This is a genomic window from Aquicoccus sp. SU-CL01552 (assembly GCF_040365005.1).
In the GTDB taxonomy this organism is placed as follows: Bacteria; Pseudomonadota; Alphaproteobacteria; order Rhodobacterales; family Rhodobacteraceae; genus Antarcticimicrobium.
Window position 1 is genome coordinate 235,030 of the sequence record NZ_BAABWV010000004.1, and the last position, 26,103, is coordinate 261,132.

Below are 26,103 nucleotides of genomic sequence, written 5' to 3' on the forward strand. Positions count from 1 at the left end.
CGCCCGTTCCAACCGGGAGGACAAGACATGACGCAAACGATCACCAGACCCGCCATCGACCCCAAGGCCTTTCGCCGCGCGCTCGGCAACTTTGCCACCGGGGTGACGATCATCACCACCCGCGCGCCGGACGGCACCAAGGTGGGGGTGACCGCCAGCAGCTTCAACTCGCTGTCGATGGACCCGCCCCTGATCCTGTGGAGCAGCATGAAAGAGGCGCGCAGTTGTGCGGTGTTCGAATCCGCCACCCATTTCGCGGTCAATATCCTCGCGGCGGACCAGATGGAGATGTCGAACCATTTCGCCCGCCAGCAGCCCGACAAGTTCGCGGGCGTCGTGCATGAAGACGGGATCGGCGGCGCCCCGATCTTTCCCGGGTGCGCCGGGCGGTTCCAGTGCGAAAGCTATGCCAAGCTGGACGGCGGCGATCACTGGATCTTTGTCGGACGCGTCGTGGCCTTTGATGATTTCGGGCGCTCGCCGCTGTGTTTCCACCAGGGGTCCTACGCGATGGTCTACGACCATCCCGACAGCCTTCCCAAGACAGACCAGGCCAACCTTCCAGACGCGGACCAGGGCCGGATGGGCAACCACGCGTTCTTCCTGATGCTGCGCGCGGTGCGTGCCTATCAGGAGCGGTATCAGCCCAAGATGGAAACCCTGGGGCTGAGCGTGATCGAGGCAAGGGTTCTGTTGGTGCTGAACGATCTCTCGGCGCTGACCTCCGAGGAGTTGGTCGTGCATCTGCACACGCCCGAGACCGAAGCGCATGCGGCGCTGGTCAACCTCGAGGACCGCGGACTCGTGGCGCAGGCCGGCGACAGCTATGACCTGACCGAGGCCGGGCAGGCCAAGGCCGACCAGTGCTGGCGCGTGGCCGAGGCCAATGCGGAGGAAACCTTTGCCGGTTTCAGCCCGGCGCAGGTCGACACGTTCAACGCGGTTCTGCGGCATCTCATCGGTTAATCGTTTCCGGTTTTCAGAGGCGAGCTTCTCTCCCCGCTCGGCTCTTCCCCCCCTAAACCGGAAGCGTCCCGGCCCGAGTTTTTCTCGGGTCGGGTTTTTTTATGGGGTTTTCCGCTTGAGGCGCGCCAGCCGCTCAGGCTGGCGCCGGGTCTGCCGGGGCAAGCGCGCGCAGCGCGGCGTCCAGGGCGCGGACCCTTTCGGCATTGTCGCGCGCGAGGCTGCCATCCGCGTGCCAGAGCGAGTTCTCGAACCCGACCCGGGCCTTGCCCCCCAGTTGCACCGCGCGCACAAGGCTGTCGGTTTCCTCGGGGCCAAAGGCACAGGCCATCCAGTCGAACTCCATCCCCTCGGCCCGGGTCAGGGGCTCCAGGTACTCTTCCAGCGGAACGCTGTCCTGCGCGCCGTTGGCATAGCTGCCCTGGACGAACAGGAGCAGGTGGTGGCGGCCCGGGATCAGGCGGTTGAGGCAGGCGCTGACAAAGGCGTGCACCTCGTGCGGGGAGTAGAGGATATGCTGGATCTCGATCCCCTCCTCGGCCGCCCAATGGTAGAACTCGAGCGCCTGCGGCCAGTCGCGGGGCAGGCGCACCATCTCGCGCAGGCCGACCGAGATCTTTTGCGGCCTCAGGCTGCGCATCATGGCGCGTTGTTCCTCGGCCTCATAGCGGCCGGCGGTCTCTGACGTGACCTGAAGGTACATGCCGGGCACCTGATCGGCCAACCGGTCGATCAGCGCGCGATACCGGCCCGCATCCAGCAGGTGTTTTTCCGCGGCGTCGCGGATATGGACGTGAATCCCGTCGGCGCCGGCCTGCTGGCAGGCGCGGGCGGTCGCCACGACCTCGTCATCGGTGATCGGCAGTTGCGGGTGGTCGGCCTTGCCACGACGCGCGCCGTTGGGCGCGACCATCAGCCGGGGCAGCGGGGTCATCGGGTCACCCCGTGGCACTGGTGCCGGGTGGATGTGGTCTGCGTCTTGCGGGGATGATCCCAGGGTTGGGTCATGAACACGGCAGGCTCCTCTTCTCCATGTGATCGGCCGAAAATACCGGATGCCAAGCCGTCACAAATAAGTATAATATTGAATACGGACTACAAGAAAAACGGATAGTCTGATGAAGCTTCAACAACTGCGTTACTTTGCTGCGGTCTATGAACAGGGGTCGTTCTCGGCGGCCGCTGAAAAGGTGAATGCCACGCAGTCGGGCCTGTCGATGCATGTCAGCCAGATCGAGAAACGCTATGACGTGACGCTGTTCCGGCGCAGCTCCTCGGGGGTGACACCGACCGAGACGGGGCGGGCCTTCTATCTGGAGGCGGTCAAGGTGCTCTCGGCGGCGCGTCATGCGGAGGACCGTTTGCGGAACCTGTCCAAGGCCGTTGTCGGCAATGTGCATGTCGGGCTGATGCCCTCGTTCACACGGTCGGTCCTGACCTCGGTGCTGCTGCGGATGTCGCAGGAGTACCCCGAGGTGCGCGTGTCGATCTCGGAGGCCTATTCCGGCGCCCTGGCCAACGAAGTGGCCGAGGGACGGCTGGAATTCGCGGTGGTGCCGGCCACCTTTGACCTGAGCGAGGTGCTGGAGTCCAAGGTGATGGGCGAGGACCGCGAATGCCTTGTCTATGCACGGGATCGCGAGCTGCCGGTGCGGGACGGCGGCATCCGCCTGGCCGAGGTGACGCCGCTGCGGCTGGTGCTGCCGGGGCCGACCAATGCGCGGCGGCACCGGATCGAGACCTATCTGGCGGTCAACAACATCGAACTGGCCGACAGGTTGGAACTGGACACGATGCACGGCACATTGGACCTGGTGGCGAATTCCGACTGGGTGTCGATCCTTCCAGGTGTCTTGTGCCTGCCCGATCTGGATGGCAAGCGGCGCAAGATCGTGCCGCTGGTCGATCCCCCGCTCACCGTGAACTACATGTTGATCCATGCCCGCAAGCAACCGCTGAGCATTGCCGCGCAGGCCTTTGCCAACGTCCTTCAGGAAGAGCTGAACTCGGTCCTTGAAATTCCGCCCGTCAGCCAGGGCTGACGGGCGTTCAGGTACTGTTCTGATCCGGTTCTGATCCGGGGCTCAGATGATGGCGTTGGGCAGCCAGGTGCTGAGCTCCGGCCAGACCAGCACCATGATCGCCACGGCGAGGATCAGGATCCAGAACGGGATCGCCCCCTTGAAGATGTCCGCAAGGCTGACGGTTCGATCCGGAACCGACGCCTTGACCGTGAACACCAGCAGGCCGAAGGGCGGCGTCAGAAGCCCCGCCTCGATCACCAGGATGCCGAAGATCGCGAAGGCCAGCGGATCGATTCCCAGCGTGGTGGCAACCGGCGCGAAGATCGGCACGCTCAGCAGGATGATCGAGGTCGAGTCAATGAACATGCCCAGCAGGATCCAGACCGAGAAGATGATTCCCACCACCACCACCGGGCTTTCACTGACCGAGAAGAGCAGATCGGTGATCACCTGCGTGGCGCCGCCCATGGCCAGAAAGCGCGAATACATCGAGGCCGCGATTAGCAGGATCATGATCGGCGCGGTGATTCGCCCGGCGCTGTAGATCGCATCCATGACATCCTTGCGCGTCATTCCCTTGGCCAGCCCCAGCAGGAAGGCGCCCATGGTGCCAAACCCGGCCGCCTCTGTCGGGGTGAGAAAGCCGCCCCAGATGCCGCCGATCACGATGCCGATCAGCCCGAGGATCGCCAGGCCGCCCAGCAATTGCCGCCGAATCACGACCGGGTCGTCCCCGGCCACGTCCTGTGCGGACAGGAGCGGGGCGCAGTCGGGATTGCGGATCGCGTAAACGACGCAATATCCGCAGAACGCCAGCGCCAGGATCAGCCCGGGAATCAGCCCCGCGATGAACAGCGCACCGATGGATTGCTCGGTCAGCACGGCCCAGACGATCATCAGGATCGAGGGCGGGATCAGCATCCCGAGGCAGGCGCTGCCCGCAACCGTGCCCAGCGAAAACCGCTTGCTGTAACCGAGGGCCACCATCTCCGGGTAGGCGATTCGGGAAAAGGTGGCGGCGGCGGCGATCGACACGCCGGTGATCGCCGCAAAGATCGCGTTGCCCACCACGGTCGCCACGCCAAGACAGCCGGGCAGGCGCCGGAAGGCCCGGTTGCACAGCCCGTACAGATCGTTGGCCGAGCCTGACCGGCTGACGAAATCCCCCATCAGGACGAACAGGGGAATGATGATGAAGACATCCTTGCGCAGCGCCTCGTAGGCGGTGGTGCTGAGGATCGACAGGCCGATATCCACGCTGCCCATCATCCAGGCGACGCCGACGAAGCTGACCGTGCCCAGCGCCACCGCAAGATGGACGCCGAGGAAGATGAACAGCATGAGCAGGCCGAGAATGCCGAAAATGGTAATGGTCATGTCTGGTCAGCTCCTGCCAGGGATTTCGGGGCGGGTTTGGGGGCGTCGGGGACCTTGCCCTGCGGGCCGCGCAGGTCCGTGATAAAGGCGGATACATAGGCCACGGCGGCAAAGACGCTCGAGACCACGAGCAGGCAGCGCACCGGCCAGGTATAGATTCGCATCGCCCCTTCGCCTTCGTATTCGCCAAGCCGGATCGCCGCCAACGCCGGGGGGATCGAGGCATAGGCCACAGCGGCGAACAGCAACGCCCCCAGCAGCCAGGCAAAGACCCGCAGCATGCGTGCGCCGCGCGGGCTCAGCGAGTCGAGCAGGATCGTCGTGCGCAGCATCGAACCCGAATAGACCGCCAGCGGCAGTTGCAGGAACGTGACCGCGATGACCGAGTTCTGCAGGATCTCCTTGGTGCCCGCGATTGGATGCAGGAACAGGGTACGCCCCAGAACGTCGGCGATGATCAGCAGGGCAAGCAAGAAGACCCATACAGCCGATAGAACATGCGCCCATCGCGCGATTGCCAGTTGAAGTCTCATCACTCCTCCTCAGTGCTGATGTCCCGGAACAGCGTAGGTGGCGCGACCGCATTGCACAAGATTTTTGTTTATCGTTCGATAAATTAATGTATCACTGGTCCTCAGCCGCGATTCAACCCGGACGCAAAACGCGTGACCCCGTGGGAAAAAGCGGCACAATGTCTTGAAGGGAGGACATCTATCATGACAACGAAAGCCAGAGTTCTGGGAAAGCTTGCCGGTACGGCACTTGCTTGTGCGCTTGTCGCCACCGCGGCGCAGGCGGACAGGTTCACGTTTCGCATCGGGTCAGGGCATCCCAAAGGGCCGGCCCCCTATGTCACCACCATGTCGGATTTCTTTGTGGCTGAGGTAAAGCGTCGCGCGGCGGAAGAGACCGACCACAAGGTCAACTTCATCGAATCATATGGCGGCGGGATTGCCGGCGTGTCCGAGACGCTGGAAGCGGTGCAGAACGGGCTGCTGGATTTCGGCGGCTATTGCGTGTGCTTCGAGCCGTCGAACCTCTACCTGCACAATTTCCCCTATTTCGAGCCGTTCGGACCGCAGGCCTCGTCGGATGCGATTTCAGCGGTCCGCGTGGTCTATGACAAGAACCCGTGGCTTTCCGAGGTCTTTCAGAAAGAGTTCGGCCAACAGATGCTGGGGCTGGGTGCATGGGACAATTACCACCTGGGCACCAAGGAGGAATGGACGCAGGTTTCCGACCTGAAGGGCGTGAAGATCGGCGGCGCCGGGCCGAACCTGCCGTGGCTGGAATATGCCGGCGCCGTGCCGGTGCAATCGAGCCTGCCCGAAGGCTACATGGCGCTGAAAACCGGTGTCTACGATGGCTGGTTGATGACCCCTGCCGGGTACAACGGCTTCAAGTACTATGAGCCCGCGCCATATTATACCCTGATCGGCTACGGCGCGATGCCGGTGGTGGTGCTGACCGTCAATCAGGCCAAGATGGAAAGCCTGCCCGAGGACCTGCGCCAGATCATCACCGAGGTCGGGATGGAATGGGAACGGCGCAACGGCAAGGCGATGGATGACAGCCAGGCGGCAGGTCTGGCCGCGCTGAAGGAAAACGGCGCCATCATCACCACGCTGCCGGACGCGGTGCGCGCCGAATGGGCACAGAGCGTCTCTGAACTTCCCCGCAAGAGCGCCAAGGAAGCGGATTCGCGCGGAATGCCCGGCACCAAGGTGATGCAGGACTTCATCGACGCCGCGCGGGACGGGGGCCATGTCTGGCCTGTCGACTACGACCTGCAATGAGATGCGGCGCGGCGATTATCAAGTTTTCTGATAGCCGCCGCCCGCATATATAGTTTCATATGTTCGACCCCCTGCCCTTACCCTTTCTGGGCAGGAGGTCAGAAAAAGCCTCCGCCTTGTGGAGGAGGCCGTCTTGAAACTCGGATATTTATCCATTCCCCCCGTATACCCAGATGGGCGCGGCCCCGACGGCCTCGACGGCCCGCGTGCAGGGCGCCGCGACCACCTGGCCGAAGCGCTCGGATTTTCCGAGTTCTACGCCGCCTCGACAGATCCCTGCGCCCTGCCCCACCGGGGGGGCCCGGAACAGCAGGACTCGCTGCGGATCGTACCGGATCGCCCGGTCAGGCGGCTGCCGGAACTGGTCTCGGTCGATGGCGCCTCCTGGCGCGAGGACGCGTCCGCGACCGGCCTGATGGCCGCCCCTGTCGAACATGTCGAGGATGTCCGGGCGCAGTCCTTTCGGGGATGCGCGCCACTATCGGTCAGCTGGCTGGATGCCGACATGCTGGCGCGCCACTGGGCGGCACATGTCACCGGCTGCACCCATGCCGCCCGATGCGCCCGCAGGCAGGATTGGCGCGTCGCCCGCACGGTCGTGGTGGATGATGATCCGGCCCGGGCGGAAGCAACCGCAAAGGCGCCTGACAGCCCCTGCCGCGCCTATTACCGGGGTATCCTTGCGCCGGGCGCCGATGACGCCACAGTGGATGCCCTGATCGACGACTGCGTTCTCTACGGCACCCAGACCATGGTCGGGGCGCGACTGCGCGAGATGACCGAGACCGCTGGCGCCTTTGGCACGCTGACCTTCGTGGATCACGCCTGGACGAACGCGGCCCTGGCGCGGCGGTCGTTGATCCTGTTCTCGGATGCCGTTTCGCAGATTCACCAAACTCACACCCAACGCAAACTCAGAAAGCTGGAACTCGCATGACCCGACAGACACTCCACTCCACCGCAAGCGGACCGAAGGACGCCCCGGCCCTGCTCTTGCTTAACAGCCTCGGCGCGACCAGTGCCATGTGGGACGCGCAAGTGCCGCTGCTGGAACGTTATTACCGGGTCATCCGCTGCGACACCCGTGGCCATGGCGACAGCCCGACGCCGCCGTCGCCCTACAGCTTTGACGAGATCGTCTCGGACGCGCTGGCGGTGCTGGATGCACATGGGGCACAGCGCGCCACCGTCATGGGTCTGTCGCTGGGCGGCATGACCGCGCTGGGAATGGGGCTGGCCGCGCCCGAGCGCATCGAGCGGCTGATCTGCTGCGCCGCCCGTGCCGACGCGCCGCCGCCCTTTGTTCAAAGCTGGCATGACCGGATGGCCAAGCTGGACGATGGCGGCATCGAATCGGTCTGGGAAGGCACCGTCGGGTTCTGGCTGTCCGAGGACACCCGCCGCGATCACCCCGAGCGCGAAGCCGCCCTGCGCGAGGGGTTCCTCAAGACCACGGCCGAGGGCTATCGCGGCTGCGCCCATGCACTGATGGGGCTGGATTACCTGCAACACCTGGGCGAAATGCGCGTGCCGACCCTGTTCGTCGCCGGCGAGAATGACGGCGGCGCCACCCCCGACACGATGCGCGCCATGGCCGACGCCTGCCCGGCGTCCAGCTATACGGTCGTTCCGGGTGCGAAACACGTGATCAACGTGGACCGCCCCGATGATTTCTCGGTCGGGATCCACAACTTCCTGGATCTGGTCGTGGGCTAGGCGGTCGCCGCCCGCAGGCTCTCGTAAGAGGTCATGACCGTTTCCCGATAGGCCCGTCGCTGTTCCAGCCGATCATAATAGGCGGCCAGCGCGGGCAGATCGGGGCGGTCGAACTCCATCGTATAATAACGATAGAGCGCCGCCCCCACCGGGATATCCCCCATCGTGAACCGGTCTCCCGCGACATAGGCCTGATCGGACAGACGCGCATCCAGCACCGCAAAATTCTCGGTCACCGCCGCGATGGCGCGGTCGCGCGCGGCCGGATCCCGATCCGCCGGCGGCAGGCGGACGAGTTGATAGAACAGCGCGATGAAATGCGGGTACGGGTTGTTCTGAAACCATTCCATCCACATGTCGGCGCGGCCGGTTTCCGCCGAGCTGCCGCCGGCCAGAACGCCGTCGCCATAGGCCCGCGCCAGGTACCGCACGACCGCGTTGGATTCCCAGATCACCAGGTCACCGTCCTGCAGGGTAGGCACCTTGCGGGTCGGGTTCATCGCCTGATAATCCTGCGTGTCGAGCCCGCCAAAGGCGCCGCCCGCGTCCAGCCGGTCATATGTCAGGCCAAGTTCTTCGAGCGCCCAAAGAACCTTTTGAACATTCACGGATGTTGTCCGTCCCCATAGGCGCATCGTCGAAGCCTCCTCAGCCCTTTTCTAAATTATCACACGATAAATATCTGGACTGCAAGGGCGGAATGCTTTCTTTTAGAGACACAGGGTATTCGTAAGCGGCGGAGTTCAGGTGTCCACACAAAAGCAACCCAATTCAACCGGCGCGACGGTGCACACGCGGCGCCGCCTGTCGCCGGAGGCCCGCAAGGAAGAGATCGTCCTCGCGGCGGTCGAACTGTTTGCCGAGTCCGGGTTCGACGGAAGCACGCGCGACGTGGCCCGGGGCGCAGGGATCACCCAGCCGCTGCTGTATCGGTATTTCCCCGACAAGGAGAGCCTGATCGAAGCGGTCTATACCCGCGTCTTCCTGGAAAGCTGGGATCCCGCATGGGACGACATCCTGCAAGACCGGAGCCTGCCGGTGGTAGATCGGTTCCAGCGATTCTACGAAGCCTATACCGAAACGATCTTTCGGCCGGTCTGGCTGCGGCTTTGGCATTTCGCGTCGCTGCGCGATGCCGAGGTCTATGACTGGTACAAGGAGGTCGTGCAGGAACAGATCCTGAAACCCCTTGTCCGCGAGCGGCGGATCGAACTGGGCCGCAATCAGGGCTTCCTCGTTACGCCGGCAGAGCTCCAGGCCCCGTGGCTGTTGCATGGCGGGCTGCTGAACTACGGCCTGCGCCAGCTGGTTGCGGGCGAGGACGACGCGCCCGGACGCGCGGATGCGATCCGGCAGGCGTTGGAGATGTACATGCTGTTCACCGAGGCCCAGTCCGCGACACCCGCCTGACGTGTGCCGGGCCTCACGTCGCATCAATTGTTTATCATTCGATAATTATTACTTCCGTCGCGGGCGCAAGGCGCCTAACATGGGGCAACACTGGCCAACGAACAGGACCGAACATGATCGATCTCTATTCCTGGACCACGCCGAACGGGCGCAAGGTCTCTATCCTGCTGGAAGAGTTGGGGGTGCCCTACACCGTCCACCCCATCGACATTTCCAAGGACGAACAATTCGCCCCGGATTTCCTGAAGATCGCCCCGAACAACCGGATTCCGGCCATCGTCGACCACGAAACCGGCGTCCAGTTGATGGAGAGTGGCGCGATCATGCTCTATCTCGCCAACAAGTACGACCGGTTCCAGGTCACCGGAGACGAATACTGGCGCATGATGGAATGGCTGATGTGGCAGATGGGCGGGCTTGGCCCGATGCTGGGGCAGGCCCATCACTTCGTCAAATACAACCGCGGCAAGGCACCCTATGCCGAAGAGCGTTACGCCAAGGAGGCCCAGCGCCTGTACAGGGTGCTCGACACCCGCCTGGCCGGGCGCGACTATGTCGTGGGGGAAGGTGCGGGGGTCTATACCGTTGCCGACATGGCCATGTGGCCGTGGGTCTCGCGCCACGACTACCACGAGGTGGACCTGGCCGATTTCCCCAACGTGCGCCAGTGGTATCACCGGATCAAGGACCGCCCCGCAGTGCAGCGCGGCTATCATGTGCCGCATTTCGTGCAGGACATTCCCGAAGGCTGAGACGGACACCGCAACGCCCCGGGGCTTGCGGTATCCAACTTGCCTGAAGCTTACCTGAGCAGGGCCTCGAGCGCGGTCAGGGTGCGGGCAACGCCCGCCTCTGTCGTGATCGGCCCCGGCGACATTCGCAGGATCTGGCTGCGAAAATCCATGTGGATGTCCTGCGCACGCAACGCATCGACCACGTCGGAGGCCGGCCGCGTCTCGGGGAGGGCCACCATGAGGCTGCCGCCGCGCCGGTCCGGATCCCGCGGGCTTGCCAGCGTCAGCCCCATCGCCTCGAGTCCCTCGCACAATGTCATGGACAGCGCGCGGTTGTGGGCGACAAAGGCCGCGTCGTCCTGCGCCATCCGCCACTCGATGGCCGGGAGGCTTGCAAGCGCGGGCAACGTCGAGGGGGTGCCATTGTCGAACCGGCGCGCATCCGGCGCAAAGGAAAACGCGTCGAGCGCCCAGGAGAACGGGTTGTCCTGGGAAAACCATCCGCGCAGGTCCGGCTCGCAGCGTGGAATCAACGCCTCGTCCACATAGAGAATGCCCGCGCCCGGCGTGCCGCACAGCCATTTCAGGCTGGTCGAGATCACGAAGTCCACCTGCGGGGCGCACACATCATAGGGCAACAGCCCCGCGCCCTGCGTGATGTCGACGCCGATCAGGCTGCCCATTTCTCGGCCGTGCGCGACAAGACGCGTGAGGTCGTTGCGGTGAGAGCTGGTCGAGCTGATCCAGGTCAGCAGCGCCAGGGCCACGTCCTCTCCCCATTCCGAAATGATATCCTCTTCCTCGACCCAATGCGCGCCCTGCCGGAGCGGCACGGTCTGTAAGGTGAAACCAAGGCGGGGCGCGAGACCCGAGAGCAGGAAGTGCAGCGAGGGGAAACCGTCCTCGGCGACCAGAACCTTTTTTCCCGCCAGCATCTCTTCGGGCAGGGCGCCGATCAGCGACATCATCGCGCCGGTCACGTTCTCGGCGGTGGTCAGCGTCCCTTTCGGAGCCCGGATCAAGTCGGTCCAGAGATCGATGAACCTCTGGCGTCTGGACAGGACCTCACTCCATTGACCGTCATCGTAAGCGGCCCAAGTATGGGCAAAGGATGCCAGCTCCTGCTTCAGGTCAGCCTCCTTGTTCGGATAGTGGCCGATGGAATGGTACAGCAGATAGGCGTCGCCGCCGCCGGGAAGTGCAGACATTTCTTTCTCCGTGGGGTGTGGGAATGCGATGAGCGCGTCGGTCTTGCCGCGGGCGGGCTGCGCTCAGCGGTATCCCTTCTTGTAATGCTGTTCGAGCCAGCCTGTGAAACGGACCATGGGCAGCAGGATCGCGATATAAATGAGCGCCGCCAGCAAGAGCGGCGTGGGGTTCGCGAACAGCGCCTGCGCGTCCGTCGCCTGTTTCAGCAGATCGCCCATGGCAACGACCGAGGCGAGCGAGGTGTCCTTGATGATCGCCACGCAATAAGAAGCCAGCGGCGGGATCATCATCCGAAACGCCTGGGGCAGGATCACCTTTCCCATCATGGTGACAAACGACAGGCCGAGCGCCTCCGAGGCCTCGAACTGCCCCTTTGGCACCGCCTCGATCCCGGCCCGCACGACCTCGGCCGTGTAGGCGGCAAGGACCAGCGACAGGGCAATGGTGGCCGCGACGAAGGAGGAAAAGACGATCCCGGCAAACGGTAGCGCGTAGTAGGTGAGGATCAGCACCACGAGCACGGGCATGGCGCGCAGGACGTCGATGTAGAGGATCGCCAGGATGCGAAAGGGTTTGGGCGCATAGAGCCGCACGAGACACACCAGCACCCCGAACATGCCGCCGAACACAATGGCCGCCCCGCCGAGAAGCAGGGTATTGGTGAGGCCGCGCATCAGGATGGGAAAGGCGCGCCGCATCACGTCGAGATTGAAGAAGATATCGAAGATTTCCATGTCGTGCCCTGCTGTCTGTCAGGCGATCCGCGCGGGACGCGGCCGAAAAGGCCAGGCAGGGACATCAAAAGCGATACCCTGCCCGGCTGGCGCATCAATCGCCGGAGGTCGGGATCGGAAGCGGCGTCAGGGTAAGGCTGTCCGCCGCCGGCGCCACCCCGAACCATTTCTCGTACAGACGGGCCATGGTGCCGTCCGTCTTGATCTCCGAGAGCGCGTCGTTGAAGGCTTCGAGCTTGTCGGAACCCTTCGGCATCATGATCGCGAACTTGTCACCCGTCGGGATTTCCGCCGCGACCGTGAGCCCGCTCATCTGCGGCTGCGTGAAGGCGTAACGCAGGCTGACAATGTCGTTCACCGCCGCATCGATCCGCCCGCTGCGCAGGTCGGTCAGCATGTTGGCGGTGCTGTCGTAGCTCGCATAGGACGCATAGCCCAGTTCGCCCTCACGTTCCTTGAGCCAGTTCTCGGGAAAGGAGGTGGCGATCGAGCCGACCCGTTTTCCCTTCAGGTCCTCGACACGCGCGATGCCGGCACCGTCCTTGGTACCGATGCCAAGGGCGCCCGAGAAATAGGGCTGCGTGAAAGACTGGGCCTCCAGCCGTTCGTTGGTGATCGTCAGCGAGGAAATCACCGCATCCACGCGCCGCGACGCGGTGGCGACGAACAGCGCGCGGAAATCGAGGCCGCTGAACTCGGCGGTGGCGTCGATCCGCGAGGCGATCTCGTTGATGATATCCACCTCGAACCCTTCGAATTCGCCGGCCTCGTTCTTGTATTCCCAGGGCGGGTTCGCCGGATAGGAGCCGATCTTGAGCGTCTCGGTCGCGAATGCGGCCACACTCGAGAGGGCGGTTACTGCGGCCGTGGCAAGGCCGAGCATGAGTCGTGTTCCGGTTTTCATGGGGTCTCTCTCCTTGTTGGATCTGGTCGCGTCGTTTTCCAGCCCGCGCCCTGACTGTATCGCTTGCACATTCGGTATACTGTTTCAAACGTTTTTAGGCTTAAAGCATATTGTGATGCGTCTATCATGGACCTGCCGCTGGATGCAGCGTAGAAACCGTATACAGTTAAGGGGGCAAAATGTCGGGCAAGAACAAACGCCGCATGAAGGATGTGATCTATGACGAGTATCTCGGGCGGATCCGGCGCGGCGAGATCACCGATGAGGATCGCCTTGTGGACACCGCCGTGGCAGAGGAATTCAACGTGTCACGCATGCCGGTGCGCGATGCGCTCATGCGGCTTGTTCACGAAGGATACCTGGCAAGCTCGACCCGTGGCTTTACCCTTCCCAAACTCGAACCCCGCCAGATCCTCGAGATATTCGAACTGCGGCGTCTGCTCGAACCCCGCGCGGCGGCCCTTGCGACCTATGAGCTGACCGAGGAAAACCTCGCCGAGATGGCGCGGGCCGTCGATCGGTCCGAAAGCACGATCACCTCCGGGGATGTCGAGATGCTCTACCGGGCGTCCGAAGATATTCGTCGCATCTGGGTGATGGCGGTTCCGAACATATCGCTCAGGGATACGATCTTGCGCTACATCGTGCAGATCCAGGCCGTCCGGATGGCCACCCTTCCCGATGCACAGGCCCATCGTGTCCTCGTCGGCTTTCACCGAAAAATGCACACGGCGTTCAGCAGCCGCAGAGGCGCCGACGTCGAGCTTCTCATCCTGCGCTTCGTGCTGGCCGGAGAGGAAAGCTATCACCGGGTCACCAACACCTCTCCTCTCACCGCCGCCCCTCTCCTGACAGGACCTTGATCATGACCGTTTCGCCACCGGAGACCGCGCAAGACGATGCCATCATCCGCATCACCGATCTGAACAAATGGTATGGGGATTTTCACGCCCTGCGCGGCATCAACCTGACCGTGCAACAAGGCGAACGCATTGTCATCGCCGGCCCGTCGGGGTCCGGGAAATCCACCCTGATCCGTTGCATCAACCGGCTTGAGGCACATGAGTCAGGCCAGATCGTCGTCGACGGGATCGAACTGACCTCGGACGTCAAAAACATCGGGAAAGTCCGGTCCGAGATCGGCATGTGTTTCCAGCACTTCAACCTGTTCCCGCATATGACCATTCTCGAGAACTGCATTCTCGCCCCGATGTCGGTGCGCAGCATCACGCGCAACGAGGCGGAAGAGACTGCGATGCACTTTCTGACAAAGGTGAGGATCGCCGATCAGGCTGGCAAATTCCCCGGCCAGCTCTCGGGCGGGCAGCAACAGCGCGTGGCCATTGCCCGGTCGCTGTGCATGAAGCCGCGGGTGATGCTGTTTGACGAACCGACCTCCGCGCTTGACCCCGAAATGATCAAGGAGGTCCTCGACACCATGACCGCCCTCGCCGAGGGCGGCATGACCATGTTGTGCGTGACCCACGAAATGGGCTTTGCCCGGCAGGTTGCAGATCGCGTCATCTTCATGGACCAGGGAGAGGTCATCGAGGAAAATACACCCGAGGCCTTTTTCGATACGCCACGACAAGACCGCACAAAGCTCTTTCTCAGCCAGATTTTCGGCCATTGAGAACAGGTCGGAAAGAGCGGTCCGTGATCCGCGCGGGACAAACTGGCGCGATTGCGTGGTCCTGCTGCGCCTGACCGAGCATCTGCGTGCATCCGGGACATGAGAGCGGCGGCCCTGACGCCGCGCATGTCACGGTGCGTTGCGCGGGCGTTGTCACGACCGACGGTTTGATGAAGAGGAAATTCGGCATCTGCGGTCGCGTTGAAGGGTCAGTTCGGGCCGATCTCATCAAGACGCCCCGTCGAGAGCGGCCAGCCCCGAAAATGGCGCCTCCCGCGCCGTGTCGACCGTCGCGCCAGGCGCGGGCGTACATCCGGCCACCCGGCGACGCATGACACGCGCTTTGGTTTTCGAGGGGGCGGGGCATCAATGTCTCGGCGTGCCAAGGCGGATCCGACTGGCTTTGCGTCAGGTCAACACGTTCGACCGCGCGTTGTGCTTTAATCCTCCCAGAACTGATATGAACTTGTCATGATGCCGCCAGTCATCGGTGATCGTGGCCATCAGGAGGGGGAGAGGCATGAGCGGAAACGCCTGGAACGTAAGAAAGGTCGAGGAGGGCCTTCTGGTCAACCGTGGCGAGCTGTTCCGGCTTGGCACCGCGATCCTGTTCATTGTCTTGATCATGCTCTTCGCGATGGTGCGCGGGCCTGACGGGCCAAGCGGGACGCTGCTGGTGATGGCCGCGATGATCGGCGGCTACATGGCGCTCAATATCGGCGCGAACGACGTGGCCAACAATGTCGGTCCCGCCGTCGGGTCGCGGGCGATCACCCTCACTGGCGCGATCCTCATCGCGGCCGTGTTCGAGGCGTCGGGCGCCTTGGTGGCGGGCGGCGACGTCGTCGGAACGATCAAGAGCGGCATTATTGATCCGGCGATGATCGGCGATACCGAAACGTTCATCTGGCTGATGATGGCCGGGCTACTTGCCGCCGCCCTGTGGCTGAATTTCGCCACTGCCATCGGCGCGCCCGTCTCGACGACGCATTCGATCGTCGGCGGCGTCCTGGGGGCAGGCGTTGCCGCCGGCGGATGGGGCATCGCGGACTGGGGCGTGGTTGGAAAGATCGCGGCCTCCTGGGTCATTTCGCCGGTTCTGGGCGGTGTCATCGCCGCATCGTTCCTCTATCTCATCAAGCGGACCATCACCTATCAGTCGGATCTCCTCGCGGCGGCGCAACGGATGGCGCCGATCCTGATCGGGGTGATGGCATGGGCTTTCTCGACCTATCTGATGCTCAAGGGACTCAAGAAGGTTTTCCCGGTCGGCTTCTTGACGGCCAGCGTCGTCGGCCTGATCGCCGCGGCAATCGTCTGGGCGTTGATGCGCAAATACGTCGCCCGAGTCGCGCCCGACCTGCCGAACGACAAGGAAGGGGTCAACACGCTCTTCACCGCGCCGTTGATCTGCGCCGCGGCGCTGCTGAGCTTTGCGCATGGGGCGAATGACGTGGCCAATGCCGTCGGTCCGCTGGCGGGCATCAGCGATGCGGTTTTGCAAGGCGACATCGCGGGCAAGGCCCCGATTCCCCTGTGGGTCATGCTGGTGGGGGCGGCCGGTATCGCGCTCGGCCTCTCGCTTTACGGGCCCAAGCTGATCCGGACGGTCGGATCGGAGATCACCGAACTCGACAAGGCGCGGGCGTTCTGCGTCGCGCTGGCGGCGGCGATCACCGTGATCCTCGCGTCGCAGCTCGGCTTGCCGGTGAGTTCGACCCATATCGCGGTGGGGGGCGTTTTCGGCGTCGGCTTCCTGCGCGAATATCTCAAGGTCAGCTATTCCCGCATGATCGCGGAGATCCGGGACCATCATCGCGATGCCGACAGCGACGGCGAAACGGTCGACGCGTTTCTCGAGCGGTTCGAGGCGGCAAGCGTTCAGGACAAGGGCGACATGTTGCGAAAGCTCAAGTCGGGCGGGACGGCGGGTGCGCTCGACCGGAGTGAACGCAAGGGTCTGCAAAAAATCCAGAGGATCGAACTGGTCAAGCGTACGCTGCTGCTTCGGATCGCGGCGGCATGGCTGATCACGGTCCCGGCGGCCGCGATGCTGTCCGCGATGATCTTCTTCATGATCCGGGGCGCGCTTCTGCCGTGACCTCGCCGAGCGTGCGGCGCAGGTCCGATGCCGCGGTCCGGGGCCTGTACCCCGACGTTACGCGCCGCTCCCACAAGGGTCTCAACGGTCGGGGAAAGGCATCATGTCAGAGACGGCCTTTTACCGGCGCGCGTAGATGAGGGCGATTTCGGTCTGATAGGTGGTCCAGCTGATCGTCGCCCGATTGCCCGCGTAGCCGTGGTATCGCGACCGGCCGGACGGCAATGGCAACCCGGCCCAGATTCCGGCAAGGTTGTACATGAACGCCTCTTGCGACATCTGCCCGGATTGAAAGGCATCGAACCCGGCATCCGCGAGCAGCATGTCGGCCAGGTGATCCTGAAGCGCGCGGGAGAAACGCTCATCCATGCCGATCTTACCGCGCCCAACAAGACTGCGCAGGGTCTTGGGAATGAACTGGTAGCGTCCGATCGCGTGGGGCTGTCCCGGCGTAGCCGCGATCCAGGCAAAGATTTCTCCGACGGTCATCTCGGTCGGGCGTTTCGATGGCGGCGTCCTGGCACCGTGCTGCACGGAGTCATATCCTGCGCGGCTGGCCTCGGCATGTCCTATCAGATCCCTCAGCTGGGCGGCCTGCCCTTTCGAAGGTGACGAGGTGAACGGGCCCCTTGTGACCGGCGCGCGATGGGGTGCAACACTGGTATTCAAGACGATGGCGCCGCGCTCCGGGAACAGCCCGAATGCGGTCGGCCCGAGGCTGACGATATCGTGCATGCTGACCAGGGCGTGCTCGCCCCGGGCGGCGCCTGTGATCGCGGTGACCACGAAACCCAATGCAAGGGTCAAAGGCGATGTCTTCATTTCCTGTACTCCTGAACCACGTGAATGGGGCGCATTCTAGAAATCGGAGCATCGAAACCGGACGGCGCAAACAGGCAGGCGCCCCTGCAAAAGTATAGTCGGCTGGCCCTACCGGGCAGGCCCACCATCCCGGCACCCTCCCGGATCATTCAGTTGCCAAGAAATCCGTCCAGCCGATCCCACAGGCCATCGTCGAGCAGCAGGTTGAAGCGGAAATAGACGCCGTTCTGGTAGAGCCCGGACATGCCCGCCACCTGCCCGTCGACGGCGTTGTAGCCGATCGCCAACAGGGTGCTCTCCGCCGGGGAAAACCCGATCTCGGCGCCGACCCCGGAGAGGCGTCCACCACGGCTGTCCCACATATGCGCGGCGTTCACGCCGAGCTGGAACCGATCACCGGCCAGATCGACATAGGCGCCGGCCTGCACGATCTGCGTGGTCGTCGAGGCCCGGACGGTGTCGTTGGAGATCTCCTGATGCTGGCCGGCATATTTGCCGTTCAGACGCAGATCCTCGTTCGCTTCGAAGCTGGCATCGACGGACCACAGGTGGGTCTCGGAACGACCATGCCTGGTCTCGAGCTGGTGTTCGTACCAGGCCAGAATGTCGAGGCGCGGATCCTCGAGCGAGCGATAGGCCGCGCCGATCCGGGTTCGGGTTCGCAGGTGGCTTTCCCCGTTGCGGTTGTCGAGCGCGACGCGGCTGCGGCCCAGCAGCGTCCATTCGTCGGTCACATCCACCGCCATGCCCAGCGAGGCGTAGTAGGTGTTTCCTTCGTCCTCGAAGGAGGCATCCGCATCGGCATCCCCCACGACGGTTTCGTCCCCGCTGCGCCATCTGGCGCCCAGCGCGACGCTGGTCAGCCAGTTTTCGCCGGTCTTGACGCCGCGCGAATGCTCGAGATCGGCGCGCAGGGTCGTCAGGTCGTTGACCTCCCACACGGTCGAGACGCCCTGGTGCCAGGTTTCTTCGATTTCCTCGGGCGCCTGGCTGAATTCCGTCGAGCTGGAGAACCATTCGTTGAGCTGCACCTCCATACCAAAGCGGGCGCGGGTCAGCATCACGCCGCCGTCAAAGCTAAGCTCGACCTCGTTGAAAGTGCGTCGGCCGGGCTGGGTCTCGCGGTACATGCCAAGGGTCAGCTCGGCCGCGTCTGGATTATCACCCGTCACCGGCAGGCGCAGCTGGCTGCGCACCGACACGCCGGGACGGTCCTGCGGCGTCCAGTGACCGCCGAGCAGCAGGGCCAGCTGATTCCGAGACGTTCCATCACGACTGTCGCGGGACAGCTCCAGCCCGATCTCACCGTGGAGGCCGTCATTGAAGCGGTGGCCATAGAGGACGTCCAGCGTGGTCTGCGTGCTGTCGCCCCCGCGATCCCGGAGGTATTCCGTCGAGAGAGACAGATCGCCCTTGCGGCCGATGTCCGTCCCGTAGGTCAGGCGCACCTGGGTGGTGCCCGGTCGGGCCAGCCCGCCCGCCATGACATCTGCGCCGGTGTGGATCGCCTCGAAGCTCAGGCGTTCGGTCGGGGTCTGAATCTCATAGGACAGGCGCGCCGCGAGGTCGCTGATCTGGTCGGCATTCTCGGAACGGGCCACTTCCGCTTCCCAGACGCCGCCCGCGAGGGTTTCATGGCGCACATAGGCCGACAGCAACCGCTCGCGGGCCGGGTTGCCCACCGGCGCATCCGCGTGCACGGCACGGATGCCGAGGCTGGTGCGGTCGCCCGCCGCATAGTTGACCTCGCCGCCATAGAGCCAGTAGCGCTCGGCGCCATCGCGCTCGATCTCATAGGTCACGCGGACCGAGACCGGGTTACCATCGGCATCGAACTGCCGCAACGGATCGTCAAAGGTGATGGTATCGCGAAAAAAGTCGAGGGTGTACTCGGTGCCCCGGCGCAACGGGGTGCTCGCCAGGATGTCACCGCCGTCCTCGTCGCGGATCAGGATCTCGACGCGCTCGGAGCCATCGACATAGCTGCCAAGAGCCAGATCGTAGGGACCTGAAACGCCGCGCCCGGCGAATTCCACGATCTCCTGCTCCTGCGCGGTGCGGGCGGCAAAGACGGTGACCGACACGCGGTCGTCTTCCCAATGCGCCTTGGCGCCGGTGACCACACGCTGCATGCTGCCCAGCTTGAAGGCAGAGGCCTCCGGCTGGATCGCGATGTCGCCGTAAAGCACGTGGGAACGGCCCTTTTCCACCTTGATGTAGAGGTTGGTCGAGGATTGCGCGTCCCATCCACGTTCCGAGTCGTCGCCGTAGACCGGGTAGTACTCGTCGCCGCGGATATCACGGAACAGGCGGTCCTCGGTGTCCCGATCCGAGCTGTAGCGCAGGGTCAGAAGGGCATCGCCCCGGATCGCACCCTTGAGATAGAGCTCGCCGCGCAGGCCGGTGGTGGTGTCCTCGAAATGGCTGAACCGGTCCTTGGGCAGCAACGTGTCCCGGGTCTTGCCGCCAAGCGATACCGCCCCTTCGACCACGCCGATCATCACCCGCTCCTCGAGGTTTGGGGTGAAGAGGACGCGCGCCTCGGATTTCGAGAAACCGCTGGTCACGGTGACGAGATCGGGTCCGGAGACCTGCGGCGGGATCAGGTCGAAGGTCGCCTCGCCATTGTCGATGAAGGCCTGCACGCCTGGGGTGCCGGGGCGGATATCCTCCACGTCCCACAGCGCCCGCCCCGCGTCCAGCGTCACCGTGGCCGAGGCCGGCACCGGCAGGCCCCGCGCGTCGAGGATGCGCACCACGACCGGCAGCACGCTGACCGGGTCGGCACTGGCCTCGGCGGGGACGGTGATCTCGATCCGGGCGGGATCGCCGGGGGCGGCCACGGTGATCTCGTGGCGCAGCCGTTCGATGCCAAAGCCGTCGCGCCCCACCAGGGTCAGCGTGTTGGAGCCGGGACGCAGCTTGACCGCGACGAACTCGGCGGCCTGCACGTTCCGCGGGGCCCAGCTGGTCTTCTCGCCGACGCGGTCGGCGCCAAGGGCGCGACCGTTGAGCAGCAGGCCCAACGTCAGGTCGGCCTTGCCCTTGATCCGGATGCTCTGGGTGCGCTGACCCAGTGTCGCGCCGTCCTCGAGATCGAGGAAGCCCGGCTCGGGGTCGAGCGACCTGATCAGGCCCTCCAGCGGCAGGCGCTTGGCCCGGGCCTTGGCGGCCAGCGTCGGGCGCGGCGCGGAGGCCTCGCCTTCGCCGGCCTGAACCAGACGGCCGGGGGTCAGCTGCGTGGTCGTCGCCACGCCGGCCTCGGTCCGGACCGAGCGCTGCGGGCTGCGCTGCCCTTCGATCGGCAAGTCCGCGGCGCGCAGGCTGTCGGGCTGGCCGTTCGCGTCGAAATAGGCGCCCCGGGCTTCGACCTCGGCCAGCGTTTCGGGGGTGCAGGCGCGGACGGCAAAGTTCTCGGTGCGCAACTCGCCCCGGCGCAGCGGTACTATCCGCGATCCACCCCGGCGCAGGTCGTTGGTGCGGGTCGCTGCCACATCGGTGCCAGCAGGCAGGGTGGCACCCTGAACCTGGAAGGCATGGGTGATCGGGCGCAGGCCGGGCAGGGAATACTTGCCATTGCGGTCGGTGACCACGAACAGACCTTCCTGGGTCACGATGCGCACGCCGGGAATGCCCGGCTCATGCGGTTCCCCATCTGCACGATCCTGGATGCCGTTGGCGTTGCAATCCATGAAAACGGTGCCGAGGACCGTGCCCTGGCGGGACAGGACGCCGCCGGAATTGTCCAGCCGCACCACGGCGCGCGCCGGGGCCGACTGCATCAGGACGCCGGTTCCGGCCTGCCGCCCCGAAAGCAGCGCGGTGTTCTCCAGATCGCCCTCGCGCGCGGCAACGCCGACGGACATGACATAACTCAGCTCGCGGCTGCCCAGCGGCGCGACAGTGCCGAGATCGTACAGCAGGTCGCCATGGCGGTCGCGCGCCGGGTCGTCGACCCGCATACCGTCCAGCGTCACCGAACCCGCGACGATGGTCAGCCCGAAGGGCGGGCGGTCGAGGATCTGCGCAGCGACCAGCGCCTGGCGCATGTTGTTGGTCAGGGTCAGCGTGTAGGTCACGAACTCGCCCTGCTTCGCGCGGTCGCGGTCAGCGGTCTTTGTCAGCGAAACGGGCACGCCGTAATACGGATCGAGCGGAATATCGGATTCCATCATCAGCCCCCCCGAATGCGCAAAGGTACCGCCCGAGGCCGCGTCGGTGAGGATCCGGCCAAAGCCGCGAAACGCCTCTCGCACGGAGGGAAAGCTCCACTCTGGGGCATCGAGAATGTCATGTCTGTAACGGCCTTCTGGAACCTCACCGAAGGCGAAGTAGCCACGTGCATCGGTCTCGGTGCGCGCCACTTCGAAACCGGTGTCGGCGTCGATCAACCCGATGCTCACCCCCGCGATCGGTTCGTTGGAGATCGCGTCGAAGACAAAGTTTCCGGGCGAGATGACAAGCGTGTCGAACAAGTTTTGGGTCCCGCATCGGGCGGTGGCACGGACCGTATCGCCCCGGCCCGATGCCATGACGCCATCCTTTGGCCGGGGGATGGCCATCTCGGCGATCGGCAGCGGCGCAATCATGAAAACCCCTGTGTTAGACCCTGTTTCCCGCGCGGTCGCAGTCTCGAGATCGCCGGTCTGCGTGCTTTGCAGCGTGATCTCGACCGTGTCGATGTCCGAAGACAGGTTGCAGGCACCCGATACCAGCCGGGTCACGAGATTGCTGTCCAGCACGGCCGAGCTCACCGGCGTGCCTATGTCGGGGTCCACGAATGACAGGGTGCCGTCGGTGCCGGCGAACAGGGCGGTGGCCACGGTGTTCGACCCGATTTCGTCGGTGCCCGTACCGCTTTCCAGGAAGGTGGCCGCAGTATTCTCGATGTCGACGGTGCCCAGGGCCGGATCGGCAGTGACGGCAAAGCCGAAATCCTCGGACCGTCCCATCGGGAAGTCCCCCGCGCGGAAAAAGGCGACGGCGTCCACGTCCGCCGCATCGGCAGGCGCGGTGGTGGTGTAATCATGCCTCGCGTCGCCTTGCCGGTGATACAGCCCGGTCATGCCGCCGGTCCGTTCGATGTCTGCGAAGCGGGCGTTCAGCGGAATCCCGTCGCGCAGAAGCACCCCGGTCACGACGCTGCCGTCGATGCGCAGCGGCATGCCGTCGATTTCCGAGTAGCCGGCGACGGGGGAGTCCGAGTTGTTGCGCAGCCGCAGCCCGTAACGCACCCGGGTCGCGTCATCGCCGGGCCGCACGGCCTGGGATTTCTCCAGTTCCAGCGTTGCCGGCACGATCTCGACCAGGCCCGTGCTTTCTCCGGTGACGGGTGCGGTGTCATCCTCGGTCCCGGTATCGGCCGAAAGCTGCGGCATTCCCGAGGCGGTGAGGGTCACACCGAAACTGTCGCCCGGTTCCGCGCCGGAGGCGACCTGGAAGGTATAGATGAGGGTGATGCCCTGCCCTGCCAGAAGCTCGAAACTGTCGATCCCCGACAACTCGGGTTCGCCGGCGTCGATGATGCCGTTTCCGTTCCGGTCGATGAAGAGCCGCGGACCCAGAGGCAGCGCGACATCCCCCGAGACCAGGATTTTCGGCGTCACGTCCAGTGAGACGTTACCGGTGTTGGAAAGCCGGAAATGAAACTGGTCCATCGCGCCGCGCGACAGAAGCAGTCTTTCCTTTCCGGAAACCTCGAGGGCCGGAACCGCGCTGACACGGGCTTCGACGGCGTTGGAGTCGAGGGTGACGAGAATGCCGAGGCCGGTGTCGAAATAGGTAACCTGGCCGATGTTGCGGATGATCGTGCCGGCAGAGGGCTGTTGTGCCGTCACGTCCCCGGCAGACAGGGAAAAACAAAAAAGGGCCGCCGCGAGGACAAGGAACCGTGTCGCTCCCGAGCCATTCAAGCAAAGAAAACCGCGCATCAGTTCCGCTCCTTGGGGTGGGGATCGCGGGCGGTGACGCGCCGCTTGAAAAGGAAGGCCCCCGCCAAGGGCGGCGAGGGCCGGATCGGTGGGCTTACTTGTCGACCTGTACGGTGAACTCGAGCCGTGCGACGCCACCCGGCAGGACCGTTCCATGGTCGCTGGAGACCGAGCTGGAGGTGATCGTCGCGGTGATACCCTTCGGGAACAGCGTTTCGGGGCACGCGCCGCCGCAATTGGTGATGCTCGTATAGGCGGGTGCAGCGTCCGAGATGGTCACGCTATCCGCGGCGAACGTGCCGGTGTTCTCGGCCTCGATCATGTAGCGGATGCACTGACCCGGCTCGACCGGCTGGCGCGTCTTGGTGAAGGTTCCGACGGCCCCGGAGCAGAGCGGATCGATGTACTGGTACTTGGTCAGCGTCACGTCACCCGCAACGATGACGATCTGGTCCGCGTTGGCGTTGTTCGCTGTGTTCACATCCGCCTGGCTGCTGTTCAAGGTGGTATCCAGCGACACGGTGCCGGTTTCCGACAGGCCCGCGGTTGCCGTCGAAGGCGTCTGGACCCGGTAGATGATCGAGATCGTCTCTCCCGGCAGCAGGCCATTGACACCGGCAGACACGCCATCGGTCAGGTCGTCGAAGTTGTCGATCACAGGGTCGGTCGGATCGACGCTGCCGTTGTTGTTCCGGTCCCAGAAGATGGCGCCGGAAAAGTTGCTCAGACCGGTCTCGGTGATGGCACCTTCAATGATCGCGACGTTACCCTGGTTGGTGATGGTGTGGAGCATGTCCACCACACCGCCGGGGGCGGCCTGGACGTTCTGATCCTCGAGGATCCGCACGTCGTAGATCTCGTTCACGGTGACCTGGTTGACGATGCGGTCGGCCTGGCCGGAGACGGCGCTTTCGACCTGCACGTCGATCAACGTGTCGGCAGGCGGTGCATCCGCAGGCGGGAGGACCGTGACGGTGAACGTGTCGGAGGTCCCGGCCCGGATGGTGCCGGTATTGCTCACCAACGTGCCGTCCGCGTCGCGGAATTCCACCGTCCAGCCTTCGGGCAGCGGCTGTGCCAGCGACAGGTTGTAGCTGTCGGAGACCGGGCCGTTGTTCTCGACGACCATGTCGAAGGTCACCGGCTCTGCCGGATCGGTGGTTTCGCTCAGCCAGGGCTTGCGGCCGTCGGTCGGCGCCGCGCCGTCACCCTCGGATCCCGAAACCGCGTTCTCGAGGTCGACAGAGGCCGCCAGCACCGCGCCGGTGAATTCGGCGGTAGAGGTGTCGGTGACACCCGATCCATCCGAGGTCACGGTCACGACGGCAGTGTAGTCGGTCGACCCGGTCGGGGCCGGCGCGACATCGGTGGGCAGGGTCGCGATCAGCGTGACCCGGCTACTTTCGCCGGAGGCCAGAAGACCGACCGAGCCGATCACCGGGGTGATGCCGTCGGCGCCCACGATGCGAAAGATGGTGCCATCCGGAAAGTCGTCATTGGCGACGTCCAGCGACAGGGTATCGGCGGCGTTGGAATTGTTGGTCAGCACGAATTCGTGGCGGACCGTGGCCCCCTGGTAGACGTCGGTGATCTCGGTCACGACATCGTTCTGCGCGGCGTCATCGTCGGTGGCCGAGGTGACGGTGCCATCGGCGGTGCCATCGGCCTTGATCGCGGTATCCGCGACGGAAACCGAGTACTGGCTGGCCACGATCACCGAGGCGACGTTCGACGGAGGGAAGTCCACGCCATCGACATTCTGGGTAGCGACGTTGGGAAGGATGCCGGCCGGGGCGGTCGCCGCGATCCGCGCCTGGAAGGTCACGCTGCCCGACCGGCCCGAACCGACCGAGGTGATGTTGAAGTTGACGGTCTGGTCGTCGTCGTAGTCCCAGGCGATGCTGTTGCGGGTGCCGTTGGTGGCATCGGGCGCGGTCGGATCGTTTTCGTCGTCCAACCGGCCTGCGGCGTCGGACCAGACAGCCGAGCCCGGAACGTATTCGAAGCCGGCATCGAGGACGTCGGTCACGGTGTAGTTGTTGGTCGCGACCAGACCGGTGGAGGAGTAGGTCAGGGTCACGGTGACGGTGTCGCCCGCGTCGATGATGGCGGGGTTGCCGCCCGAGGAGGCATCGGCAACCATTGATTTGACCAGTTCGATGATGGCGTCGCTCGACACGGTCAGCGTGTCGGTGTTGGTCGCCTGGATCTTGCCGTCCAGCTGCGAGGTGGTGGTCACGGTGATGGTGTCGGTGGCGCCGGCGGCGTTGGTGGCGGGCACGGTGGCCTCGATCACGACACCGAACTGTTCGCCCGGGGCCAGAACCGGGGTCTCGGTCAGCGGCGTCGGGCTGTCGGCGACACCGTCCATGTTGGCATCCGGATAGAAGACCAGCTGCGAGGTCTCCAGCGCACCGGCATCATTCTCGGTGGCCGAGAGGTCGAAGGCGTCCGACCCGTTCCCGTCGTTGATGATGATGTGGGGCAGGAAGGCCTTGCCGCCCGGGGCGACACTCTCGGTGTTGTCCGAGGTCAACGTGACGCCTGCGACCTGCTGAACCACGGTTTCGACCGTGTTCGAGGTCACGGTGATGGTGTCACCGGCAGAGTTGACATAGGTGGCCACGGCCTGGTTGCCGATGACCGACCCGGCTTCGGGGGCGGCAGAAGCGGCGCCTGCAAACGCGACGCAAAGAGCTGCTGCGCTGGATGTGCGCAGGATCTTGGAGTGATAAGACACGGGGATTTTC

The 26,103-nt window shown here is 64.4% G+C and carries 20 protein-coding genes; 10 read left to right on the top strand and 10 right to left on the bottom strand.

The window, feature by feature from the left end:
• The first annotated feature begins 27 nt into the window (after window positions 1-27).
• Window positions 28-966: a p-hydroxyphenylacetate 3-hydroxylase reductase component gene (locus ABWV23_RS06855; protein WP_353346298.1), complete on the top strand. Its 939-nt coding sequence runs from the start codon at window positions 28-30 to the stop codon at window positions 964-966.
• 133 nt (window positions 967-1,099) lie between these two features.
• On the opposite strand, the gene ABWV23_RS06860 is transcribed toward ABWV23_RS06855, so the two are convergent.
• Window positions 1,100-1,897: a beta-keto acid cleavage family enzyme gene (locus ABWV23_RS06860; RefSeq protein ID WP_353346300.1), complete on the bottom strand. Its 798-nt coding sequence runs from the start codon at window positions 1,895-1,897 to the stop codon at window positions 1,100-1,102.
• 184 nt (window positions 1,898-2,081) lie between these two features.
• On the opposite strand from ABWV23_RS06860, the gene ABWV23_RS06865 reads away from it, so the two are divergent.
• Window positions 2,082-3,005 carry a LysR family transcriptional regulator gene (locus tag ABWV23_RS06865; RefSeq protein WP_353346302.1) on the top strand — a complete coding sequence of 308 codons (924 nt, stop codon included), beginning with the start codon at window positions 2,082-2,084 and terminating at the stop codon, window positions 3,003-3,005.
• 42 nt (window positions 3,006-3,047) lie between these two features.
• Here the strand turns inward: ABWV23_RS06865 and ABWV23_RS06870 are convergent, their stop codons facing one another.
• A complete protein-coding gene (locus ABWV23_RS06870) occupies window positions 3,048-4,364 on the bottom strand; it encodes a TRAP transporter large permease (protein ID WP_353346304.1) in 1,317 nt (438 codons plus the stop codon).
• Entirely contained in the window at window positions 4,361-4,897 is a 537-nt protein-coding gene (locus tag ABWV23_RS06875; protein WP_353346306.1) for a TRAP transporter small permease, read from the bottom strand. Before ABWV23_RS06875 ends, ABWV23_RS06870 begins: the two co-directional genes overlap by 4 nt.
• Window positions 4,898-5,080: 183 nt before the next feature.
• On the opposite strand from ABWV23_RS06875, the gene ABWV23_RS06880 reads away from it, so the two are divergent.
• The 3 genes from ABWV23_RS06880 to ABWV23_RS06890 all read left to right on the top strand — a co-directional run bounded on the left by ABWV23_RS06880 (window position 5,081) and on the right by ABWV23_RS06890 (window position 7,876).
• Window positions 5,081-6,160 carry a C4-dicarboxylate TRAP transporter substrate-binding protein gene (locus ABWV23_RS06880; protein WP_353346308.1) on the top strand — a complete coding sequence of 360 codons (1,080 nt, stop codon included), beginning with the start codon at window positions 5,081-5,083 and terminating at the stop codon, window positions 6,158-6,160.
• Between the two features lie 133 nt (window positions 6,161-6,293).
• Window positions 6,294-7,097: a hypothetical protein gene (locus tag ABWV23_RS06885; protein WP_353346310.1), complete on the top strand. Its 804-nt coding sequence runs from the start codon at window positions 6,294-6,296 to the stop codon at window positions 7,095-7,097.
• Window positions 7,094-7,876, top strand: a complete 783-nt coding sequence (locus ABWV23_RS06890; RefSeq protein WP_353346312.1) for an alpha/beta fold hydrolase — start codon at window positions 7,094-7,096, stop codon at window positions 7,874-7,876. Before ABWV23_RS06885 ends, ABWV23_RS06890 begins: the two co-directional genes overlap by 4 nt.
• Here ABWV23_RS06890 and ABWV23_RS06895 read toward each other — a convergent pair.
• Window positions 7,873-8,511, bottom strand: coding sequence for a glutathione S-transferase family protein (locus tag ABWV23_RS06895; RefSeq protein ID WP_353346314.1), 639 nt, complete (start codon window positions 8,509-8,511; stop codon window positions 7,873-7,875). The genes ABWV23_RS06890 and ABWV23_RS06895 overlap by 4 nt on opposite strands.
• A gap of 112 nt (window positions 8,512-8,623) precedes the next feature.
• Between ABWV23_RS06895 and ABWV23_RS06900 the strand changes: the two genes are divergently transcribed.
• Together ABWV23_RS06900 and ABWV23_RS06905 are read left to right on the top strand one after the other, a co-directional pair.
• The gene (locus ABWV23_RS06900) at window positions 8,624-9,286 is read left to right on the top strand and encodes a TetR/AcrR family transcriptional regulator (RefSeq protein ID WP_353346316.1); all 663 of its coding nucleotides are present in this window, start codon (window positions 8,624-8,626) and stop codon (window positions 9,284-9,286) included.
• Between the two features lie 113 nt (window positions 9,287-9,399).
• Window positions 9,400-10,038, top strand: a complete 639-nt coding sequence (locus ABWV23_RS06905) for a glutathione S-transferase family protein (RefSeq protein WP_353346318.1) — start codon at window positions 9,400-9,402, stop codon at window positions 10,036-10,038.
• 50 nt (window positions 10,039-10,088) lie between these two features.
• On the opposite strand, the gene ABWV23_RS06910 is transcribed toward ABWV23_RS06905, so the two are convergent.
• The 3 genes from ABWV23_RS06910 to ABWV23_RS06920 all read right to left on the bottom strand — a co-directional run bounded on the left by ABWV23_RS06910 (window position 10,089) and on the right by ABWV23_RS06920 (window position 12,867).
• Window positions 10,089-11,228, bottom strand: coding sequence for an aminotransferase class V-fold PLP-dependent enzyme (locus ABWV23_RS06910; RefSeq protein ID WP_353346320.1), 1,140 nt, complete (start codon window positions 11,226-11,228; stop codon window positions 10,089-10,091).
• A gap of 63 nt (window positions 11,229-11,291) precedes the next feature.
• Entirely contained in the window at window positions 11,292-11,963 is a 672-nt protein-coding gene (locus ABWV23_RS06915; protein ID WP_353346322.1) for an amino acid ABC transporter permease, read from the bottom strand.
• Between the two features lie 94 nt (window positions 11,964-12,057).
• Window positions 12,058-12,867, bottom strand: coding sequence for an ABC transporter substrate-binding protein (locus tag ABWV23_RS06920; RefSeq protein WP_353346324.1), 810 nt, complete (start codon window positions 12,865-12,867; stop codon window positions 12,058-12,060).
• Window positions 12,868-13,046: 179 nt separating this feature from the next.
• Between ABWV23_RS06920 and ABWV23_RS06925 the strand changes: the two genes are divergently transcribed.
• The 3 genes from ABWV23_RS06925 to ABWV23_RS06935 all read left to right on the top strand — a co-directional run bounded on the left by ABWV23_RS06925 (window position 13,047) and on the right by ABWV23_RS06935 (window position 16,601).
• Complete coding sequence (locus ABWV23_RS06925; protein ID WP_353346326.1) at window positions 13,047-13,730, top strand: GntR family transcriptional regulator; 684 nt, start codon at window positions 13,047-13,049, stop codon at window positions 13,728-13,730.
• A gap of 2 nt (window positions 13,731-13,732) precedes the next feature.
• Window positions 13,733-14,500 carry an amino acid ABC transporter ATP-binding protein gene (locus ABWV23_RS06930; RefSeq protein WP_353346328.1) on the top strand — a complete coding sequence of 256 codons (768 nt, stop codon included), beginning with the start codon at window positions 13,733-13,735 and terminating at the stop codon, window positions 14,498-14,500.
• Window positions 14,501-15,020: 520 nt separating this feature from the next.
• Window positions 15,021-16,601, top strand: coding sequence for an inorganic phosphate transporter (locus tag ABWV23_RS06935; protein ID WP_353346330.1), 1,581 nt, complete (start codon window positions 15,021-15,023; stop codon window positions 16,599-16,601).
• A 120-nt stretch (window positions 16,602-16,721) separates the two neighbouring features.
• On the opposite strand, the gene ABWV23_RS06940 is transcribed toward ABWV23_RS06935, so the two are convergent.
• From ABWV23_RS06940 to ABWV23_RS06950, 3 genes are all read right to left on the bottom strand, one after another.
• A complete protein-coding gene (locus tag ABWV23_RS06940) occupies window positions 16,722-17,423 on the bottom strand; it encodes a hypothetical protein (protein WP_353346332.1) in 702 nt (233 codons plus the stop codon).
• Window positions 17,424-17,572: 149 nt separating this feature from the next.
• On the bottom strand, window positions 17,573-23,260 hold the full coding sequence (locus tag ABWV23_RS06945; protein WP_353346334.1) for a hypothetical protein: 5,688 nt from the start codon (window positions 23,258-23,260) through the stop codon (window positions 17,573-17,575).
• A gap of 187 nt (window positions 23,261-23,447) precedes the next feature.
• The gene (locus ABWV23_RS06950; protein WP_353346336.1) at window positions 23,448-26,093 is read right to left on the bottom strand and encodes an NEW3 domain-containing protein; all 2,646 of its coding nucleotides are present in this window, start codon (window positions 26,091-26,093) and stop codon (window positions 23,448-23,450) included.
• Window positions 26,094-26,103 lie beyond the last annotated feature (10 nt).